The organism is Streptomyces krungchingensis, from assembly GCF_054729265.1.
Genome location: NZ_JBPUKY010000001.1, coordinates 6,657,034 through 6,674,064 on the forward strand (window position 1 = coordinate 6,657,034; position 17,031 = coordinate 6,674,064).

The 17,031-nt window shown below is 70.7% G+C and carries 16 protein-coding genes and 1 pseudogene; 8 read left to right on the top strand and 9 right to left on the bottom strand.

Going from position 1 to position 17,031, the window contains the following annotated elements; genetic code table 11:
- Window positions 1-157: 157 nt before the first annotated feature.
- Together ACSYGO_RS29380 and mgrA are read right to left on the bottom strand one after the other, a co-directional pair.
- Window positions 158-493: a DUF192 domain-containing protein gene (locus ACSYGO_RS29380; RefSeq protein ID WP_426680136.1), complete on the bottom strand. Its 336-nt coding sequence runs from the start codon at window positions 491-493 to the stop codon at window positions 158-160.
- Window positions 494-882: 389 nt separating this feature from the next.
- Window positions 883-1,920, bottom strand: a complete 1,038-nt coding sequence (gene mgrA, locus ACSYGO_RS29385; RefSeq protein WP_460388247.1) for an L-glyceraldehyde 3-phosphate reductase — start codon at window positions 1,918-1,920, stop codon at window positions 883-885.
- 177 nt (window positions 1,921-2,097) lie between these two features.
- On the opposite strand from mgrA, the gene ACSYGO_RS29390 reads away from it, so the two are divergent.
- The 4 genes from ACSYGO_RS29390 to ACSYGO_RS29405 all read left to right on the top strand — a co-directional run bounded on the left by ACSYGO_RS29390 (window position 2,098) and on the right by ACSYGO_RS29405 (window position 7,255).
- The gene (locus ACSYGO_RS29390; protein WP_345658818.1) at window positions 2,098-2,871 is read left to right on the top strand and encodes an isoprenyl transferase; all 774 of its coding nucleotides are present in this window, start codon (window positions 2,098-2,100) and stop codon (window positions 2,869-2,871) included.
- 331 nt (window positions 2,872-3,202) lie between these two features.
- A complete protein-coding gene (locus ACSYGO_RS29395; protein ID WP_426680134.1) occupies window positions 3,203-4,528 on the top strand; it encodes a PhoH family protein in 1,326 nt (441 codons plus the stop codon).
- 416 nt (window positions 4,529-4,944) lie between these two features.
- Window positions 4,945-5,655, top strand: coding sequence for an aggregation-promoting factor C-terminal-like domain-containing protein (locus tag ACSYGO_RS29400; protein WP_460388250.1), 711 nt, complete (start codon window positions 4,945-4,947; stop codon window positions 5,653-5,655).
- 145 nt (window positions 5,656-5,800) lie between these two features.
- Window positions 5,801-7,255 (top strand): AI-2E family transporter, encoded by a 1,455-nt coding sequence (locus ACSYGO_RS29405; protein WP_432188531.1) that lies wholly within the window; start codon window positions 5,801-5,803, stop codon window positions 7,253-7,255.
- Between the two features lie 277 nt (window positions 7,256-7,532).
- Here the strand turns inward: ACSYGO_RS29405 and ACSYGO_RS29410 are convergent, their stop codons facing one another.
- Both ACSYGO_RS29410 and ACSYGO_RS29415 read right to left on the bottom strand, forming a co-directional pair.
- Entirely contained in the window at window positions 7,533-8,066 is a 534-nt protein-coding gene (locus ACSYGO_RS29410) for an alkyl hydroperoxide reductase (protein WP_426680131.1), read from the bottom strand.
- A 6-nt stretch (window positions 8,067-8,072) separates the two neighbouring features.
- Entirely contained in the window at window positions 8,073-8,627 is a 555-nt protein-coding gene (locus ACSYGO_RS29415) for a peroxiredoxin (RefSeq protein WP_426680130.1), read from the bottom strand.
- Between the two features lie 159 nt (window positions 8,628-8,786).
- Between ACSYGO_RS29415 and ACSYGO_RS29420 the strand changes: the two genes are divergently transcribed.
- The 4 genes from ACSYGO_RS29420 (at window position 8,787) to ACSYGO_RS29435 (ending at window position 12,731) form a co-directional block, all read left to right on the top strand.
- Window positions 8,787-9,761 carry a LysR substrate-binding domain-containing protein gene (locus tag ACSYGO_RS29420; RefSeq protein ID WP_426680129.1) on the top strand — a complete coding sequence of 325 codons (975 nt, stop codon included), beginning with the start codon at window positions 8,787-8,789 and terminating at the stop codon, window positions 9,759-9,761.
- A 186-nt stretch (window positions 9,762-9,947) separates the two neighbouring features.
- Complete coding sequence (locus ACSYGO_RS29425) at window positions 9,948-11,834, top strand: DNA polymerase III subunit gamma/tau domain-containing protein (RefSeq protein ID WP_460388253.1); 1,887 nt, start codon at window positions 9,948-9,950, stop codon at window positions 11,832-11,834.
- Between the two features lie 83 nt (window positions 11,835-11,917).
- Window positions 11,918-12,298, top strand: a complete 381-nt coding sequence (locus ACSYGO_RS29430) for a roadblock/LC7 domain-containing protein (RefSeq protein WP_426680127.1) — start codon at window positions 11,918-11,920, stop codon at window positions 12,296-12,298.
- Between the two features lie 4 nt (window positions 12,299-12,302).
- On the top strand, window positions 12,303-12,731 hold the full coding sequence (locus ACSYGO_RS29435) for a hypothetical protein (protein WP_095936383.1): 429 nt from the start codon (window positions 12,303-12,305) through the stop codon (window positions 12,729-12,731).
- A gap of 58 nt (window positions 12,732-12,789) precedes the next feature.
- Here the strand turns inward: ACSYGO_RS29435 and ACSYGO_RS29440 are convergent, their stop codons facing one another.
- From ACSYGO_RS29440 to ACSYGO_RS29460, 5 genes and pseudogenes are all read right to left on the bottom strand, one after another.
- Window positions 12,790-15,090: an ABC transporter permease gene (locus ACSYGO_RS29440; RefSeq protein ID WP_460389778.1), complete on the bottom strand. Its 2,301-nt coding sequence runs from the start codon at window positions 15,088-15,090 to the stop codon at window positions 12,790-12,792.
- 122 nt (window positions 15,091-15,212) lie between these two features.
- Window positions 15,213-15,902, bottom strand: a complete 690-nt coding sequence (locus ACSYGO_RS29445; protein ID WP_426680126.1) for an ABC transporter ATP-binding protein — start codon at window positions 15,900-15,902, stop codon at window positions 15,213-15,215.
- Window positions 15,899-16,426, bottom strand: a complete 528-nt coding sequence (locus tag ACSYGO_RS29450) for a PadR family transcriptional regulator (protein WP_095936386.1) — start codon at window positions 16,424-16,426, stop codon at window positions 15,899-15,901. The genes ACSYGO_RS29445 and ACSYGO_RS29450 overlap by 4 nt, the downstream gene beginning before the upstream one ends.
- A gap of 125 nt (window positions 16,427-16,551) precedes the next feature.
- The gene (locus ACSYGO_RS29455; protein WP_426680125.1) at window positions 16,552-16,833 is read right to left on the bottom strand and encodes a type II toxin-antitoxin system antitoxin; all 282 of its coding nucleotides are present in this window, start codon (window positions 16,831-16,833) and stop codon (window positions 16,552-16,554) included.
- Window positions 16,830-17,030 (bottom strand): annotated as a pseudogene (locus tag ACSYGO_RS29460) (hypothetical protein); the annotation flags it as partial. The gene ACSYGO_RS29455 and the pseudogene ACSYGO_RS29460, both read right to left, overlap by 4 nt.
- Between the last annotated feature and the right edge of the window lies 1 nt (window position 17,031).

A 17,031-nucleotide genomic window follows, 5' to 3' on the forward strand; every position in this document is an offset into this window, starting at 1 on the left:
CCGGCACAGGGTTTCCACATCGTTATCGAGGGCGGCTCGCTTCGGATGTTCGCCTCACGTAAGTTCAGACCAAGGTAATTCGCGTGAGCAAAGCTGCGCGTGTGGCACCGCGCAGAGGAGGGGGCTGCGCGGTGCTGCCTGCATTTCTGACGTGCGGTCAGGGGTGCCGCACCGTGACCCGCGCCCCGGGCCGTACGCCCCAGCGTTCCATCGCCCCGGCCTCCGCCTCCAGGACGTGCCGGGCCCGTGGCCGGGGCAGTCCCACACGACCCGGAGGCATCGTGCGCACCGCGAGGACCCGGGAGTCGCGGTCCAGATAGGCGACATCGATCGCGAACCGCATCCCGAACGTGTGCACCGAGCTCGCCGGGCTCAGCAGCAGCGCGCCGTCGATACCGTCGCGACCGAGCAGTCCCCGGCGCCGGGCGCGCGCCGACAGGGCGAGTTCCAGTGGCACCGGCCCGGTCGTCCGCTCCGTCGTGAAGGTGGCCATGGGTGCGAAGCTAGCGGCCGCGTCAAGCACTCGGGCGGAGCCCCCGTCACTCGCGTGGAGTACGTCGCGGCGGGTCGGCGCGGCCGGGGGTGTGCCCATCGGATCTTCGCGGATCCTTCGCGAATCCCTTGGAATCAGTTGCGATTCGGCCATGATCAGGCCCTGAATCAGAGATTCCGCCCCCACCGTGGCGTCGCCGGACGGTTTCGGAGAGTAGTTGTGGCACGCCGATGCACGCAGCATCACTTACGAAGGGTTATGGTGGAAACCCCCCCTCGGGCCGGTCCGTCTCCCCCCCCACGGACCGGCCCGTTTTTCATGCCCGCGGCCGACGGCCCGGCGGGCGCCCCCCGTGCGCCCCGGCCGCCGTACGCGCCGGCGGCGGTGACTCAGCGCCGACCGGCCCAGATGTTCGTCCCCGGCGTCGACACGGCGAAGGTGTCGATCTCCTTCAGCTCCTCGTCCGTCAGCTTCGGGGCGGCCAGCGCGGCCATGTTCTCCTCCAGCTGCGCCACGCTGGACGCGCCGATGAGGGCCGAGGTCATCCGCTCGTCGCGCAGCACCCAGGTGAGCGCGAGCTGGGCGAGGGACTGGCCGCGGCGGGCCGCGATGTCGTTCAGCCCGTTCAGCCGGCGGACCACCTCGTCGCTCAGGAGGTTCGGGTCCAGCGACTTGCCCTGCGTGGCACGCGAGCCCTCCGGGATCCCCTTGAGGTACTTGCCCGTCAGCAGGCCCTGCGCCAGCGGCACGAAGGAGATGCAGCCCATGCCGGCGTCCTCCAGCGTGTCGAGCAGGCCGTCGTCCTCGGTCCAGCGGTTGATCATCGAGTACGAGGGCTGGTGGATGAGCGGGCGGACGCCCATCCCGGTGAGGATGCGGGCCGCTTCGGCGGTCTGCTCGGCGGTGTACGACGACACACCCACGTACAGCGCCTTGCCCTGCTGGACCGCGGACGCGAGCGCGCCCATCGTCTCCTCCAGCGGGGTGTCCGGATCGAAGCGGTGCGAGTAGAAGATGTCGACGTGGTCCACGCCCATCCGCTTCAGCGAGGCGTCCAGGGACGACAGCAGGTACTTGCGCGAACCCCACTCGCCGTACGGCCCGGGGTGCATGAGGTAGCCCGCCTTGGTGGAGATGACCAGCTCGTCACGGTACGGAGCGAAGTCCTGGCGGAGCAGCTTGCCGAAGTTGAGCTCGGCGGAACCGGGCGGCGGACCGTAGTTGTTGGCGAGGTCGAAGTGGGTGACGCCCAGGTCGAACGCGCGGCGCAGGATCGCGCGCTGGGAGTCGAGCGAACGGTCGTCGCCGAAGTTGTGCCACAGGCCCAGCGAGACGGCGGGCAGCTTGAGCCCGCTGTGGCCCGTACGGCGGTATTCCATCGAGTCGTACCGCTCCGTTGCGGCGCGGTATGCAGACATGTCGTTCATGCATACGAAACTACGACAGGCCGACGGCGACCCGGGTGACGGCCCGGCCGGGCGCCCGGGGGTGCTCCCCGGGCAGACGTGCTCCGGGGGTAGGCTTCGCCGACGGGGACCGCCATATGGACAGGGCTTGCGCTCAGCCGCGCACCTGTCACTTCCACACGGAGGGGCTGACAACACGTGAACCTGCGCGAAAACCTGCGCCGTCTGCTGGTCAGGTTCTATGCACGCAGGGTGGAAGGCCACCTCGACCACGACCAGGTGCCCAAGCACATCGGCGTCATCATGGACGGCAACCGGCGCTGGGCCAAGGCGGCGGGTTCCACGACCGCGCAGGGGCACCGGGCCGGAGCGGACAAGATCGAGGAGTTCCTCGGCTGGTGCTCCGAGACCGACGTCGAGGTCGTCACCCTGTGGCTGCTGTCCACGGACAACTTCGACCGTCCGCAGGAGGAGCTCGTCCCGCTGCTCGGCATCATCGAGGGCGTCGTCCGCACCCTCGCCGCCGACGGCCGCTGGCGCGTGCACCACGTGGGCACGCTCGACCTGCTGCCCCCGCAGATGCAGACGGTGCTCAAGGAGGCCGAGGAGTCCACGGCGCACGTCGACGGGATACTCGTCAATGTCGCGATCGGGTACGGCGGCCGCCAGGAGATCGCCGACGCCGTGCGCTCGATGATCCTCGACGCCGCCGACAAGGGCACCTCGATGGAGGACCTCGCCGACGCCGTCGACGTCGACGCCATCGGCAAGCACCTCTACACCGGGGCCCAGCCGGATCCGGACCTGGTGATCCGCACGAGCGGCGAGCAGCGGCTGTCCGGATTCATGCTCTGGCAGACCGCCCACTCCGAGTACTACTTCTGCGAAGTCTTCTGGCCGGCCTTCCGCAAGGTCGACTTCCTGCGTGCCCTGCGCGACTACGCGGCTCGTCACCGGCGGTACGGCGGCTGACCGGGGACCGGTCCCACGGCCGGTGAGGGACGTCCCGGACCGCGGGACGGGACGCACGTCATCTGGAGTTAACGAACGCGCCGTCATATGCCGTGGCATGGCGTGGCTCGTTAAAGGGCATAAGCCTTCCAGGTCGATGCCCGAACCACGGGTGTCGTATCTCAGCGGGCGGCACGGGGCCGTCCGCCCGGGAGGCCCTTTGCACCAGCCCGACCGTGCGGTCAGTACGGACGAAGCGGAGGGCCGGTTTTCGGCCCGCGCATCGGTGCCCGAGACCGGTCCAGATCTCCTTCGTCGCTCCCCGACCTCATCCGAGGGGGTACGTCCTTCCGTGGTGACCAGCACAAAGCGCCACAAGCCAGACCGGCGCACCTATGTTCTCGACACCAGCGTCCTGCTGGCCGACCCCAACGCCCTGAGCCGCTTCGACGAGCACGAGGTCGTGCTCCCGATCGTCGTGGTCACGGAGCTGGAGGCCAAGCGGCACCATCCCGAACTCGGCTACTTCGCCCGGCAGGCCCTCCGCCTGCTCGACGAGTTCCGGGTACGGCACGGCCGCCTCGACTCCCCCATCCCGATCGGGGACCTCGGCGGGACCGTACGCGTCGAGCTCAACCACTCGGACCCCAGCGTCCTGCCCAGCGGGTACCGCCTGGGGGACAACGACTCCCGCATCCTCGCGGTCGCCCGCAACCTGCAGGCCGAGGGGTACGACGTCACCGTCGTCTCGAAGGACCTGCCGCTCAGGATCAAGGCGTCCTCCGTCGGTCTCCTCGCCGAGGAGTACCGCGCGGAACTGGCCATCACGGGCTCCTCCGGCTGGACCGGAATGTCCGAACTGACCCTGTCCGGCGAGCAGGTGGACATCCTCTTCGAAGAGGGTCACGCCTACGTGCCCGAAGCGGCCGACCTGCCCGTCCACACGGGCCTGACGATCCAGTCGGAGCGCGGCAAGGCCCTCGGCCGTGTCACCTCCGAGGGCAATGTCCGGCTGGTGCGCGGCGACCGGGAGGCCTTCGGCATCAAGGGCCGCAGCGCCGAGCAGCGCATCGCGCTCGACCTGCTGCTCGACCCCGAAGTGGGCATCGTGTCCATGGGCGGCCGGGCCGGCACCGGCAAGTCCGCGCTCGCGCTCTGCGCGGGCCTGGAGGCCGTCCTGGAGCGGCGCCAGCACCAGAAGGTGATGGTCTTCCGCCCGCTGTACGCGGTCGGCGGGCAGGAGCTCGGCTATCTGCCCGGCTCCGAGTCCGAGAAGATGAGCCCCTGGGCGCAGGCGGTCTTCGACACGCTCTCCGCGGTCACCAGCCGCGAAGTCATCGAAGAGGTCACGGCGCGCGGCATGCTGGAGGTCCTGCCGCTCACCCACATCCGGGGCCGCTCCCTCCACGACGCCTTCGTGATCGTGGACGAGGCGCAGTCCCTGGAACGGAACGTCCTGCTGACCGTGCTGTCACGGATCGGGGCGAATTCCCGGGTTGTTCTCACCCATGACGTGGCACAAAGGGACAATTTGCGGGTCGGCCGGTACGACGGAGTCGTCGCCGTCGTGGAGAAATTGAAGGGGCATCCGCTCTTCGCGCATGTCACCCTCAACCGGTCCGAGAGGTCCCAGATTGCTGCCCTTGTGACCGAAATGCTGGAGGACGGGCAGATCTGACCCCACCTGTTCAAAGGGTGGCGGATACGCGGTAGTTGGCGCCGTCCGGCAAAGGCGAAGAGCCTAGCCGGGCGGCGTCTTGGCGTGTGCTCGTTTCCGTAAAACTTCTGGGGCAAACGAGGTGTGAGCTTTCACACGCAACACAGAATTGCCTTGCGGCGTCCGGTTACGGCAGAGTCTCACTCCTGTCAGGCCCCGCATACGACACACCTGTACCCCCAGCGGTACGGCACAACAGGAACCTCAGAACTCCATAGAGCCGTCGTATGCCGCCCGCGCACCACGCGGCGCTCCCTTCACGGGAGTTGCCCACCGGGCCCGTGCCTCCCGTGACCCCGCAGTTGGGAGGCCAGCGCCAAGGGGCACGATTGCGTCCGCGAGGGTCACCTAAGCGGGCGATGCTGGAAGGAAACCGTGTGAGCCGGATTTCGGTCCGGGGATTCGCAGTGGCCTCGGCCACCGCGGTCACCGCTGTCGGAAGCGTCGTCGGAGTTGCCTCGGGCAGCACCGCCCAGCCCTCGAACGACGCCGAGGCGACGGCAGGCGACTCGACCCTCCTCGCGGACATACCCGCGGGCCAGCAGGCCCAGGTGCAGACCGCATCGCTGACGCAGCAGGCCGACGCGCAGGCGATCGCCGCCGACGCGAGCGCCAAGAAGGACGCCGAGGAGGCTGCCCGCAAGCAGGCCGCCGAGGACGCCGTCGCGAAGCAGCAGGCAGCGGAGAAGGCGGCGGAGAAGGCGGAGAAGGAAGCCAAGGAGCGCAAGGCGGCGCAGGAAGCGGCCAGCCGCTCCGCGACGCGTGACGCCTCCAGCTTCTCCGTCCAGAGCTCGTACACCGTCGCGCAGATCCAGGCGATGGCACGCCAGATGGTGCCGTCCGGCCAGTTCCAGTGCTTCAGCAACATCGTGGACCACGAGTCCAGCTGGAACTACAAGGCGGTCAACGCCTCCTCCGGCGCCTACGGTCTCTTCCAGGCACTGCCCGGTTCCAAGATGTCGTCGGTCGGTTCCGACTGGCAGACGAACCCGGCCACCCAGATCAAGTGGGGCCTCAACTACATGGACAGCCGCTACGGCAGCCCCTGTGAGGCCTGGACGTTCTGGCAGGCGAACAACTGGTACTGAGCACCGGGCCGCACGTCGGCCGCTCGAACCGCTCAACCTTGCGAAGCCCCTCCCCGTCCTAGGGGGAGGGGCTTCGGCCATGTACGGTCGGAGCCGACGACTCCAGGGGGGAGTGGTGGGGCGCAACGGGGGAAGAGGACGGATCATGTCGCGAGTGCCAGGGTGGCTCGGCCGGCTGGGCGCCGGACTGTCCGAGCTGGGGGAGCGGTTGGACGAACGCCGCGCCGAAGTGGAGAAGGAGTCCCAGGGCTCCCTGTCCACGGAGGACGGACCGGAAGTCCCGCATGTGAGAAGAGCCCCCGAGGACGCGCGGCCCGGATCCGGGACCGCCGGGGCCGCGACCGGCGACGACGCGGTGACCGCCCCTGAGGACCACCCCGCCGACGGCGCCGGGCACCGCTCCGCCGGCGGCGACACCACCGTCACGTCCGCACCCGCGCCTGCCGCGCACGGTCCCGTGACGGCCGGACGTCCCGACCCGGCGCTGGCCGTACCGTGGGGGGTGCGTGTCGCGGCCGAGGCCGGCTGGCGGCTGCTCGTGCTCGCGGGGACCGTCTGGGTGCTGATGCGGGTCATCAGCGCGGTACAGCTCGTGGTCCTGGCCTTCGTGGCGGCGCTGCTCATCACCGCGCTGCTCCAGCCGACCGTGGCCCGCCTCAAGCGCGTCGGGGTGCCGCGCGGACTGGCCACCGCGCTCACCGCGATCCTCGGCTTCGTCATCATGGGGCTGGTCGGCTGGTTCGTGGTCTGGCAGGTCCAGGAGAACATCGACAACCTCTCCGACCAGATCCAGGACGGCATCGACGAGTTGCGCAAGTGGCTCCTCAACAGCCCGTTCCATGTGACGGACAAGCAGATCAACGAGATCGCGAAGAACCTGCGCGAGGCGGTCGGCGCGAACACCGACCAGATCACCTCGGCGGGCCTCGAAGGCGTGACGGTCATCGTCGAGGCCCTCACCGGCATCCTCCTGACGATGTTCTCGACCCTCTTCCTCCTCTACGACGGCAAGCGCATCTGGCAGTGGACGCTCAAGCTCGTCCCGGCCGCCGCCCGGCCCGGCGTCGCGGGAGCGGGCCCGCGCGCGTGGCGCACCCTGACGGCGTACGTCCGCGGCACGGTGATCGTCGCGCTGATCGACGCCATCTTCATCGGCCTCGGCATCTACTTCCTCGACGTGCCGATGGCCGTGCCGCTCGCCGTGTTCATCTTCCTCGGCGCGTTCATCCCGCTCGTGGGCGCGGTGATCTCCGGTGCGCTGGCGGTCGTCGTGGCGCTGGTGACGCAGGGCGTCTTCACCGCCGTCATGACGCTGGTCGTCGTGCTCGCCGTGCAGCAGATCGAGGGGCACATCCTCCAGCCGTTCATCCTCGGCCGGGCGGTACGGGTGCATCCGCTCGCCGTGGTGCTGTCCGTGGCCGCGGGCGGCATGGTGGCCGGGATCGGCGGAGCGGTGGTCGCGGTGCCGCTCGTCGCGGTCACCAACACCGTGGTGGTGTACCTGCGTTCGTACGCCCAGGAGGCGTCCCGCCGCCATGCCCCGGAGCCGCGGGGCGCCACCGCGGCGGACGCGGCCGCCACGAGCTCCCCGACGCCGTAGCGGATCCCCGCGCACACCGAGCCATCGGCCTGAACGGCCTCGTCCGGCCTGGGGCGAGGGAAGTTCGCCCGCTTCGCCCGCTTCGCCCGGGAGCCGCTGTGCGTGCGGTGGGGGAGATTTGAGCCCGTCCGGCGATTGAGGACGAGGCCGTCAGGCCGATGCGGGGGTCTGGGGGCGGAGCCACCAGGGACAAGGGACGGGTAGGGGCGGCGGGGGCGAAAACACCTCGCCCCGCCCACCGGGGACGGTGGACGGGGCGAAGGGGGGACCCGGAGGGTCAGCCGGCGAGGACCGCCTCGGCGTCCAGCGTCGTACCGACGGCCTGAACCACCGCAGCGATCTTGAACGCTTCCTGGATCGTCTCCCGGTCGACACCGGCCTTGCGGAGCACCTGCTCGTGCGAGTCGAGGCACTGCCCGCACCCGTTCACGGCGGACACGGCGAGCGACCAGAGCTCGAAGTCGACCTTCTCGACACCGGGGTTGCCGATGACGTTCATCCGCAGCCCGGCCCGCAGCGTCCCGTACTCCGGGTCGGAGAGCAGATGCCGCGTCCGGTAGAAGACGTTGTTCATCGCCATGACGGCGGCCGCGGCCTTGGCGGCCGTGTACGCCTCCGGCGACAGCTGGGCCTTCGCCTCCGGCTCCAGCTCACGCAGCACGCGCGGAGACCGCGACGCGATGGCGCAGGCGAGCACGGTGCCCCACAGCTGCTGCTGCGGAAGGTCGCTGTTGCCGATGACCGAGCCCAGGTTCAGGCGCAGGTCCTTGGCGTAGTCCGGCAGGGCGGACTTCAGTTCGTCGAGGGCCATGAAAGGTCACTCACCGGCCAGCAGCGCGACCGGGTCGAGGGTGTTCTCGCCCTTGGTCCAGTTGCACGGGCACAGCTCGTCGGTCTGCAGGGCGTCCAGGACCCGCAGGACCTCCTTGGGGTTACGGCCGACGGAACCGGCGGTCACCATGGAGAACTGGATCTCGTTGTTCTGGTCGACGATGAACACGGCACGCTTGGCGAAGCCGTCCTCGCCCTCGATGCCGAGGTCACGCATGAGCTCGTGCTTCGAGTCGGCCATCATCGGGAAGGGCAGGTCGCGCAGGTCGTCGTGGTCCTTGCGCCAGGCGTGGTGCACGAACTCGGAGTCGCCGGAGAAGCCGAGGACCTGGGCGTCACGGTCGGCGAACTCGTCGTTCAGCTTGCCGAAGGCCGCGATCTCGGTCGGGCACACGAAGGTGAAGTCCTTGGGCCACGCAAAGATGATCTTCCACTGGCCCTCGTAGGTCTTGTGGTTGATCTGCTCGAACTCCTTGCCCTTCTCCAGCGAGACACAGGCAGTCAGATCGAACTCGGGGAACTTGTCACCGACAGTGAGCACACGCTCTCCTTGCAGCGAGGAAAAACCCCTTTTGAGGGCGTTTCCCATGGGTTGGACGAAGCTGATGTTGGCACAGGCTGCATTGATTGCGGAAATAGCTACACTCGGTCAAGTTGATCGGCAACAGCTATCAGTGACTACGAGTGAAGAGGTACGGGCATGGCGAGCCCCATCGGCAAGGCGGGCCCCAAGGGGAACGGGCGCCGTCAGCCCAGTCTCGCCCAGCTGCGCGCCTTCGCCGCCGTGGCCGAGCACCTGCACTTCCGTGATGCCGCCGCCGCGATCGGCATGAGCCAGCCCGCCCTGTCCGGCGCGGTCTCGGTGCTGGAGGAGACCCTCGGTGTGACGCTGCTGGAGCGTACGACGCGCAAGGTGCTCCTCTCGCCCGCCGGTGAGCGCCTCGCCGTACGGGCGAAGGCCGTGCTCGACGAGGTCGGGGCCCTGCTGGAGGAGGCGGAGGCGGTGCGGGCGCCGTTCACCGGGGCCCTGCGTCTCGGCGTCATCCCCACCGTCGCGCCCTACCTCCTGCCCACCGTCCTCAGGCTCGTCCACGACCGCTACCCCGACCTCGACCTCCAGGTCCACGAGGAGCAGACCGCGAGCCTGCTGGAGGGCCTCGCGGTCGGCCGGCTCGACCTGCTGCTGCTCGCCGTGCCGCTCGGGGTGCCCGGAGTGGTCGAACTCCCGTTGTTCGACGAGGACTTCGTGCTGGTCACCCCGCTGGACCACTGGCTGGGCGGCAGAGAGGGCATCCCCCGCGAAGCGCTGCGCGAACTCAACCTCCTGCTGCTGGACGAGGGTCACTGCCTGCGCGACCAGGCCCTCGACATCTGCCGTGAGGCGGGCCGCGCCGACGCTCCCGTCACCACCACCGCCGCCGGACTCTCCACGCTCGTCCAGCTCGTCGCCGGCGGTCTCGGCGTCACGCTGCTGCCACGCACCGCCGTCAAGGTCGAGACGACCCGCAGCAATCAGCTGCTCACCGGATACTTCGCCGATCCGGCGCCGACCCGTCGTATCGCCCTCGCCATGCGTGCGGGCGCCGCACGGAGCACGGAGTACGAGGAACTCGCCGCGGCACTGCGCGAGGCGCTGTGCCCGCTGCCCGTCCGAGTATTGGGCGCGGACGCCTGACGGCGGTGCAGAGTCGGTCAACCGGACGACCGATGAAGGCTATTGAGAGACGGGATATTTCAACTTCCGTCAGGTAGTGCGACTCTCGCTGAGATATGCCCCCGGACTGATACACATTCCACTTCAGCGTGATGCATCAGGCATCTGTGCGAAGTTCGAGAAGTGCCGGAATCTCCAAGGGGAGTGATGTCGGGCATTCGGGATTCCCTTGGCCGGGTCGGATTCGACCTGCTGTCGCACGCCCTCACCGAGTGCCAGGACTCGCGGGCGACGGGGAGACTGCGGGTGTCCGGCAGGCCCGGGGGTGCCTTCCATCTGCGGGACGGACTCGTCGTCGCCGTCGAGAGCCCCGGCGCACCCGGGCCGGAGGCCAGACTGCTGCGGACCGGGCGCGTCAGCGGCGACCAGTGGGCGGAGCTGCTCCGGGAGAACGAGGGCCCGCGCTGGCCGCAGGCCGGGCTGATCGCCCACGGGTACGCGGGGGCCGCGCAGCTCAGGGTCGTCTGTGTGATGGCCACGCAGGACGCGGCCTTCGCGGTCGTCGCCGGACGGGTCGACGGCTGCGCCCCGCTCGACGCCGGCGAGCCGCTCGCTCCGGTCGCGGTGGGGGAACAGCCCGCGAGGCTGCTCCAGGACGCGACACGGAAACTGGCCGCCGTCGCCGCCCTGCCGTGCCCCGTGCGGCCCGAGCGCGAACGGCCGGTGCCCACCCCGGCCGCCGACGGTGCCGAAGCCGGTCTCCCCGGGCTCCAGCGGGAGCTGCTGGCCCACGCCGACGGGCGGCGGACCGCACGTGACATCGCCTTCGCGACCGGCCTCGGTGTCTACACCGTCACCGTCGCGATGGCCCGCATGCTCGGCGACGGCCTGCTGGAACTCGCCGGGGACTCCGGGGCCGTCGCCCCGATCAGCATTCCGGTCACCGGACCGATAGCCGCCCGGACCCCGCCGGCCACCGGCACGCCGGGCCACCGCCCGCCGCCGGAGGAGACACCCGGGCGCACTTACGCCGAGCAGACCGGGGCGGACGAGCCCGCCGACGAGGGCGGCACGGGCGCCGAGCCCGCCGACGCGGAGCCGAGCGGCGCGGAGTCCGGCGCCGCGGAGTCCGGCGGCGCGGAGCACGTCGGCGGCGCGGGTCCCTCCGACGCCGGGCCCCCTGACGCCGGGCCCTCCGTCGGTGGTCCCGCCGAGGGTGGGACCGCCGAGGCCGAGCCCCCCGGTACCGAGCGGCCGGCGGCCGGGCGCGGCGGTGAGGAGCCTGCCGATGCCGATCGGTCCGATGCCGATCGGTCCGATGCCGATCGGCCCGACGCCGGGAGCACCGGTGCCGGGTCCGCGGGCGCCGAGCGGTCCGAGGCCGGCAGCGGTGGAGGCGAGCCCGTCGACGCCGGGCGGTCCCAGGAGGGCAGCACGCTTCCCGAGGCTGCGGACGCCGAGTCGCCCGAGGCCGGCGGCACCCTTCCCGAGTCCGTCGACGCCGGGCGGTCCCAGGAGGGCAGCACGGTTCCCGAGGCTGCGGACGCCGAGTCGCCCGAGGCCGGCGGCACCCTTCCCGAGCCCGTCGACGCCGGGCGGTCCCAGGAGGGGAGCACCCTTCCCGAACTCGTCGACGCCGGGCGGTCCGAGGACGGAAGCACCCCTCCCGTGTCTCCCGGGCCCGCCGAGCCCGAACAGGCCGACACCGGGCGTGCCGGGGCCGACCCGGCCGACGCGGAGTGGCCCTACGCCCGGTGGGCCGACGCCGGATGGCCCGAGATCCGTTGGCCCGAGTCCGAGTGGCCCGAATCCGGGGGCGCCCCCGCCGATCAGGCCGGGCCCGGGCAGCCCGGGACCGCGGCGCCGGGACCCGAGGAGCCGGCCGGGTCCGAGCCGTCGGCCGGGGTCGAACACACCGCGGGCGAGCCCGGACCACCGGGCGGCCCCCCTTCCCCCCACGCGCCGTCGCTGCCCCGGCGAAAACCAGGGGCGAGCGGCATCACCGAGACTCTCGCCCCGGAAACGGCCGGGGGGAGCTGGAAAGGGTTCTTCCGTCTGCGCAACCGGATCTGGACCCCGGATTCCGGTACCTGACATTCCCGGAGAACTGCGTAGTGGACGCGCGTTCGTCAGCGCGAGAACAAGCAAATGCGATCAGCTGTCAGGGAGTTCGGCACATGAATCACGAGGCACTGGCGATGGAAATGAGAGGCCTGCGGGAGCAGGTCACCGGAATCACCGACACGGCCGTGGCAGCCGCGGACGGAATGCTCATCGCGGCGGACACCGCCGCCACCATCGACCCGGAGGGGCTCGCCGCGATCGCCGCGGCGGGCCTGGGCATCGCCCGGCGCGCCGCCGAGGCGACGGGCCGCGGCACCTTCCGGCAGACGGTGACGTACGGAAGTCAGGGCTGCGCGGCCTTCTACGCCGTCGGCGACACGGCGCTGATGGTCGTGCTCGGCGACGAGGGCATCGACATCGAGCGTCTGCACGAGGAGACCCGGCCGGCCCTGGGACGCATCGGTTCGATCCTGACCGCTACCGAAGGAGTTTGAGAGGATGGCGAGCAAGCGGATGACATCGGGCTTCTCCGACCAGGTCATGGGCCTGGTCAAGGCACTGCGTACCGACGCACCGGACTGCGTCGCCTCGGGCGTCGTCGACATGGCGACCGGGATGCTGCTGTCGTACGAGACCGTCGACAACCACCCGCCCGAGGTGCTGGACCTGCTCGCGGGCGCGACCCTCGACCTGTTCCAGGGGCGCACGGTGCAGATGATCGAGGACGTCTTCAAGGAACGCCGCGGCAGCGAGAGCGACCAGCACTTCTTCCAGGAGATCCTGGTGAACAGCGACAACCTCACGCACCTGTTCGTGCGCATGAGCGAGCAGCAGGACGTGGTCGCCGTGGTCGTCTGCCGTAAGTCGGTGAACGTCGGCATGCTCTTCGCCCAGACCCGGCGCGTGGTGCGGGAGTACGGGCTCTGAACGCCGAAGGGCGGCCCTCCCCGGTGGGGAAGGGCCGCCCGCGCGCGGCGCCGTCCGGCTACTCCGTGCGCAGCCCGTCCGGCCGCATCAGACGGATGAGCGGCGGCAGACTGAGTGCCGTCACCAGCACCACGACCGCCGCGCCGATGCCCGTCATCGACAGCACGCTCGCCCAGTCCACGCCGACCGGCGTGCTGGTCATCTTGAGCAGCACCGTGCCGAGCGTCAGGCCGACGACCGACGCCAGCGCCAGGCCCAGCGCGATGGGGATCGCGGTCTGCCACAGCACGGACAGGCTCAGCGTGCGGCGCCGGGTGCCGAAGGCGACCAGCGACGACAGCAGCTTCTTGCGCTCGCGCAGCTGCTCCAGCTGGGAGACCAGCAGGCTCGCCCCGATGAGCACGAGGACGCAGGTCGCGCCGACGAACAGGCCGGTGCGGATGGACGTGAACCGCTTCGACTGGGTCGACTCGCTCCAGGTGAAGGGATCGGCGAGCGGGTCGATCTCCGCCGCGGTGTTGCGGACGAGTTCCCGTACGTCCGGCACCGACTCGTCGAGCGCGATGAAGACGGTCCCGTACAGGGCCGGCTCCGCCTTCTCGGGCAGCGCGGCCGGGGTGAACAGGAAGCCCCCGCGCTCGTCGCCCTGCGGGTCCTTGCGCGCGGCCGCCTCCCGGACCCCCTCGGGTACCGTCCAGGCGATCTCCCTGCCCTTGTTGTCGCTGCCGTAGGACGGGTCGATGTAGAGCTTGGTGCCGGCCTTGTCCAGCTGCTCGGTGTACTCGTCCCACCGGGCGTTCGGCACGGCGAAGACGTCGCCGTCCTTGCAGGAGGGCAGCCGGGCGACCTCGCGCAGGGCGGCGCAGTCGCCGACGGTCACGGACGCCTGGCGCTCCGGCTCGTTCCTGCCGTCGCCGACCTGGCTGTTGGCGAGGGCGACGGTGTGCCGGACGCCCTCGGTCGCGGAGAGCCGCCGGGCGACCTCGCTCGCCGGGAGGCCGTCGGGCACCCCCATGGACATCTGGGCGCGGGTGAGGTCGTTCTTGCTGACCTTGGTGTAGTCGCTGTCGACGCCGGCGAACAGCATCTGCAGGGCGATCGCGCCGGCCACCGCCACCGCGATGCCGTTGACCATGCGGGCCGCGGTGCCGCTGCTCAACTGGAGCCTGCGGATCGCCAGTTGCCAGGCGACACCGCCGGAGTTCAGCCGGGCGACGACCGCCTCGACGACCCAGGGGAGCAGGGCGGTGATGCCGACCAGCAGCAGCATGACGCCGCCGATGACGAGGTACTGGTTGAAGTCTCCGTTGTCGCGTCCCTGCCCGATCATCGGGTAGAGGAGGGCGAGACCGCCGAGCGGCAGCAGCAGCCGCCACCAGAGCCGGCGTCGCGAAGGCCGGGCCGTACGGACCACGCCCAGCGGCTCGATGACGACCCCGCGCAGCGCGAACAGCGTCACGGCGACGGCGGCGGCCGGGACGGCGACGGCGACCAGTGCCACCAGGCCGGGCGCCGGATTGAGGTCACCGGGGAACACACTGACCCGGAAGACCTCCATCATTCCGGCGAGCTGGCGTCCGATCAGGAAGAACCCGGCGCCGAGCACCAGCCCGACCAGGGCGCCGGCCAGCGCCTCGCCCGCCGCGATCCGCCGGGTCATCCGCCCGTCCGCGCCGACCAGCCGGAGCGCCGCGAGCCTGCGGTCGCGCCGCTCGCCGCCGAACCGTACGGCCGCCGCGATGAAGACGCCGACCGGCATCAGGAGCACCACGAAGACGATCAGGACGAGCAGCAGCAGGACGGGGTCCATGGCCTCGGACGGGTTGTCGGCCCCGAACGAGTCGATGCGTTCGATCCGGCCGGTCGTCTGCGAGGTCGCCTTCAGGCTGTCGGAGCCCGCGTAGTAGGCGAGCTCGTGCGGGTCGACGAGGCCGCTGTCGGCGATCGTGCCGGTGATGCGGTAGTTCAGGCGCTCGCGGAGCAGTTTGCCGTCCGGGGACTTGAGCAGCCGGTCCAGGGCGGGCGAGACGACCATGTCGCCGGCCGCGGGGAACTCCTTCAGCCCGGGCGGCAGCGGCGCCCGGGGGCCCTCGGGCCGCAGCACCCGTCCGCGTACGTCCTTGTCGTGGAAGGTGGTGCCGGCGGTCGCGACGAGCAGCGTGCGGTCCGACTTCTTCAGGACGTCCGAGCGGTACGTCATGTCGTTGCGGCTCTGTTCCCGGTCGTGGCGGGAGCCCAGGGCGCTCGGTATGGCCGTGGTGAGCAGCAGCAGGGCCACGCCGAGGCCGACGCCGACGGCGGTGAGCAGCACGCGCACCCAGGCCTCGCGGCCACCGGTCACCGCGAACCTGGCGCCCATGGCGAGGTCACGGGACCACTGCCGCAGGCCGCGCGGGACACGCGGTTCCCCGGCGGGCGCGGCGACGGGCGAGGGGCCGGGCGGAGCCCCGGCCGGGCCGGTCCCGGCAGAGGGACGGACACTCATACGATCCGCTCCATGTCCCGGGACTTGCCGTCGCGCACGACGATCTCGCGGTCCGAGTACGCGGCCACCCGCGCCTCGTGCGTGACGAGCACGACGGCGGCGTTGGTCGAGCGTGCGGCGTCGGTGAGGAGCTGCATCACGCGTTCGCCGTTGAGGGAGTCGAGCGCGCCGGTCGGCTCGTCCGCGAACAGCACGCGCGGGTTGGTGACCAGCGAACGGGCGACGGCGACGCGCTGTCCCTGACCGCCGGAGACCTCGCCGGGGCGCTTGCCCTCGAGGTCGTCGACCTCCAGCTGTTCCATCCATGTGAGGGCGGCGCGCTCGGCCTCCTTGCGGCCCGTCCCGTTCAGCCGGAGCGGCAGGGCGACGTTCTCGACGCAGGTCAACTCCGGTACGAGCTGGCCGAACTGGAAGACGAAGCCGAAGTCGCTGCGGCGCAGGGCGCTGCGCTGCGCGTCGTTCATCGTGGCCATCTCGCGGCCGTTGTACGTGATCGACCCGGAGTCGGGTGTCACGATCCCGGCGAGGCAGTGCAGCAGCGTGGACTTGCCGGAGCCGGACGGGCCCATGACGGCGACGACCTCGCCGGGGTGGATGGAGAACTCGGCGCCGTCCAGGGCGGTCGTCGGCCCGTACGCCTTGCGCAGGTCCGAGGCGGTGAGCAGGGAACCGGGTGGGGGAGTCATCGGGTCGTCACCGCCTCGGCGAGCTTGTCGAGGCGCGCGGCGGTGAGCTCCAGCCACCGCAGGTCGGCCTCCAGGTGGAAGAGGGCGTGGTCGCAGATCAGCTGGTCGGCGAGGTCGCCCTTGCGCTTGCGGTCGGTCAGGATGCGCATCATGCGCAGGTGCTCGGAGCGCTGCGTGTCGAGGATCTCGGCGGCGTTGCGGTGCGTGAGGAGCGCGAGCACGACCTTCGTGTAGAGGGTCGACTGGAGATAGGGCTCGGGCTTCTCCGGCGTCGCGAGCCACTGCTGCACGTCGGTGATGCCGGCGTCGGTGATGGCGTACCGCTTGCGCTCGGGCCCGCCGCCCGGCTCGATCCCGTCGACTTCGACGAGTCCGTTCTTCAGTAGCCGGGACATCGTCGAATAGACCTGGCCGTAGTGCAGCGGCCGGTCGTGACCGAACTTCTCGTCGAAGGCCCGCTTCAGGTCGTAGCCGTGACGCGGCCCGGACTCCAGGAGCCCCAGGAGGGTGTGACCGATGGACATGCGAGCACTCTACACACGGTGTATACGCCGTATGTATACGCCCAGTGTGTAGATCATGGCGGCGCGTACCGCGATGCAGGTGAGGGGTGATTGTCACGGTTCTGTCACCGGTGACGGGCGACGCCCTACGTTCCGGGTTCCGCCGGCGGTCGTTCCTGGTGGGGGTGGCCCTCGGGTTCCGCCGGCGGCCGTCCCCGCCGGGGCAGCGGCCCGGTCCCGCCGGGCAGGCGTCCCGCCTCGGCCAGCGCCTTCCGCAGCAGGAACTCGATCTGCGCGTTGGCGGACCGCAGTTCGTCCCCGGCCCAGCGTGCGAGCGCCTCGTACACCAACGGGTCCAGCCGCAGCAGCACCTGCTTGCGCTGCTGCGGCCGACGCTGAGGGGACGCCCCCTCGGAGGGAGTCGTCACCGGTGGAGGGTCCCGGTGTTCAGGACCGGCTGCGCCACGCGGTCCCCGCACGGCACCACCATCAGGTTCGACACCATCGCCGCCTTCCGCTCCGAATCCAGCTCCACGATGTCCCCGCACTGCCTGAAGGGCATGGGAGGTACGCCCACGGTGATCCGGGCGATCGCCGCCTCGGCCATGCCGACCGCGCCGTGCACT

Bases quoted from the DNA above. Each gene is read 5' to 3' on its own strand.
- ACSYGO_RS29380 (WP_426680136.1), bottom strand. From the start codon at position 493: ATGGCCACCTTCACGACGGAGCGGACGACCGGGCCGGTGCCACTGGAA.
- mgrA (WP_460388247.1), bottom strand. From the start codon at position 1,920: ATGAACGACATGTCTGCATACCGCGCCGCAACGGAGCGGTACGACTCG.
- ACSYGO_RS29405 (WP_432188531.1), top strand. From the start codon at position 5,801: ATGTCGCGAGTGCCAGGGTGGCTCGGCCGGCTGGGCGCCGGACTGTCC.
- ACSYGO_RS29410 (WP_426680131.1), bottom strand. From the start codon at position 8,066: ATGGCCCTCGACGAACTGAAGTCCGCCCTGCCGGACTACGCCAAGGAC.
- ACSYGO_RS29420 (WP_426680129.1), top strand. From the start codon at position 8,787: ATGGCGAGCCCCATCGGCAAGGCGGGCCCCAAGGGGAACGGGCGCCGT.
- ACSYGO_RS29425 (WP_460388253.1), top strand. From the start codon at position 9,948: ATGTCGGGCATTCGGGATTCCCTTGGCCGGGTCGGATTCGACCTGCTG.
- ACSYGO_RS29430 (WP_426680127.1), top strand. From the start codon at position 11,918: ATGAATCACGAGGCACTGGCGATGGAAATGAGAGGCCTGCGGGAGCAG.
- ACSYGO_RS29435 (WP_095936383.1), top strand. From the start codon at position 12,303: ATGGCGAGCAAGCGGATGACATCGGGCTTCTCCGACCAGGTCATGGGC.
- ACSYGO_RS29440 (WP_460389778.1), bottom strand. From the start codon at position 15,090: ATGGGCGCCAGGTTCGCGGTGACCGGTGGCCGCGAGGCCTGGGTGCGC.
- ACSYGO_RS29445 (WP_426680126.1), bottom strand. From the start codon at position 15,902: ATGACTCCCCCACCCGGTTCCCTGCTCACCGCCTCGGACCTGCGCAAG.
- ACSYGO_RS29450 (WP_095936386.1), bottom strand. From the start codon at position 16,426: ATGTCCATCGGTCACACCCTCCTGGGGCTCCTGGAGTCCGGGCCGCGT.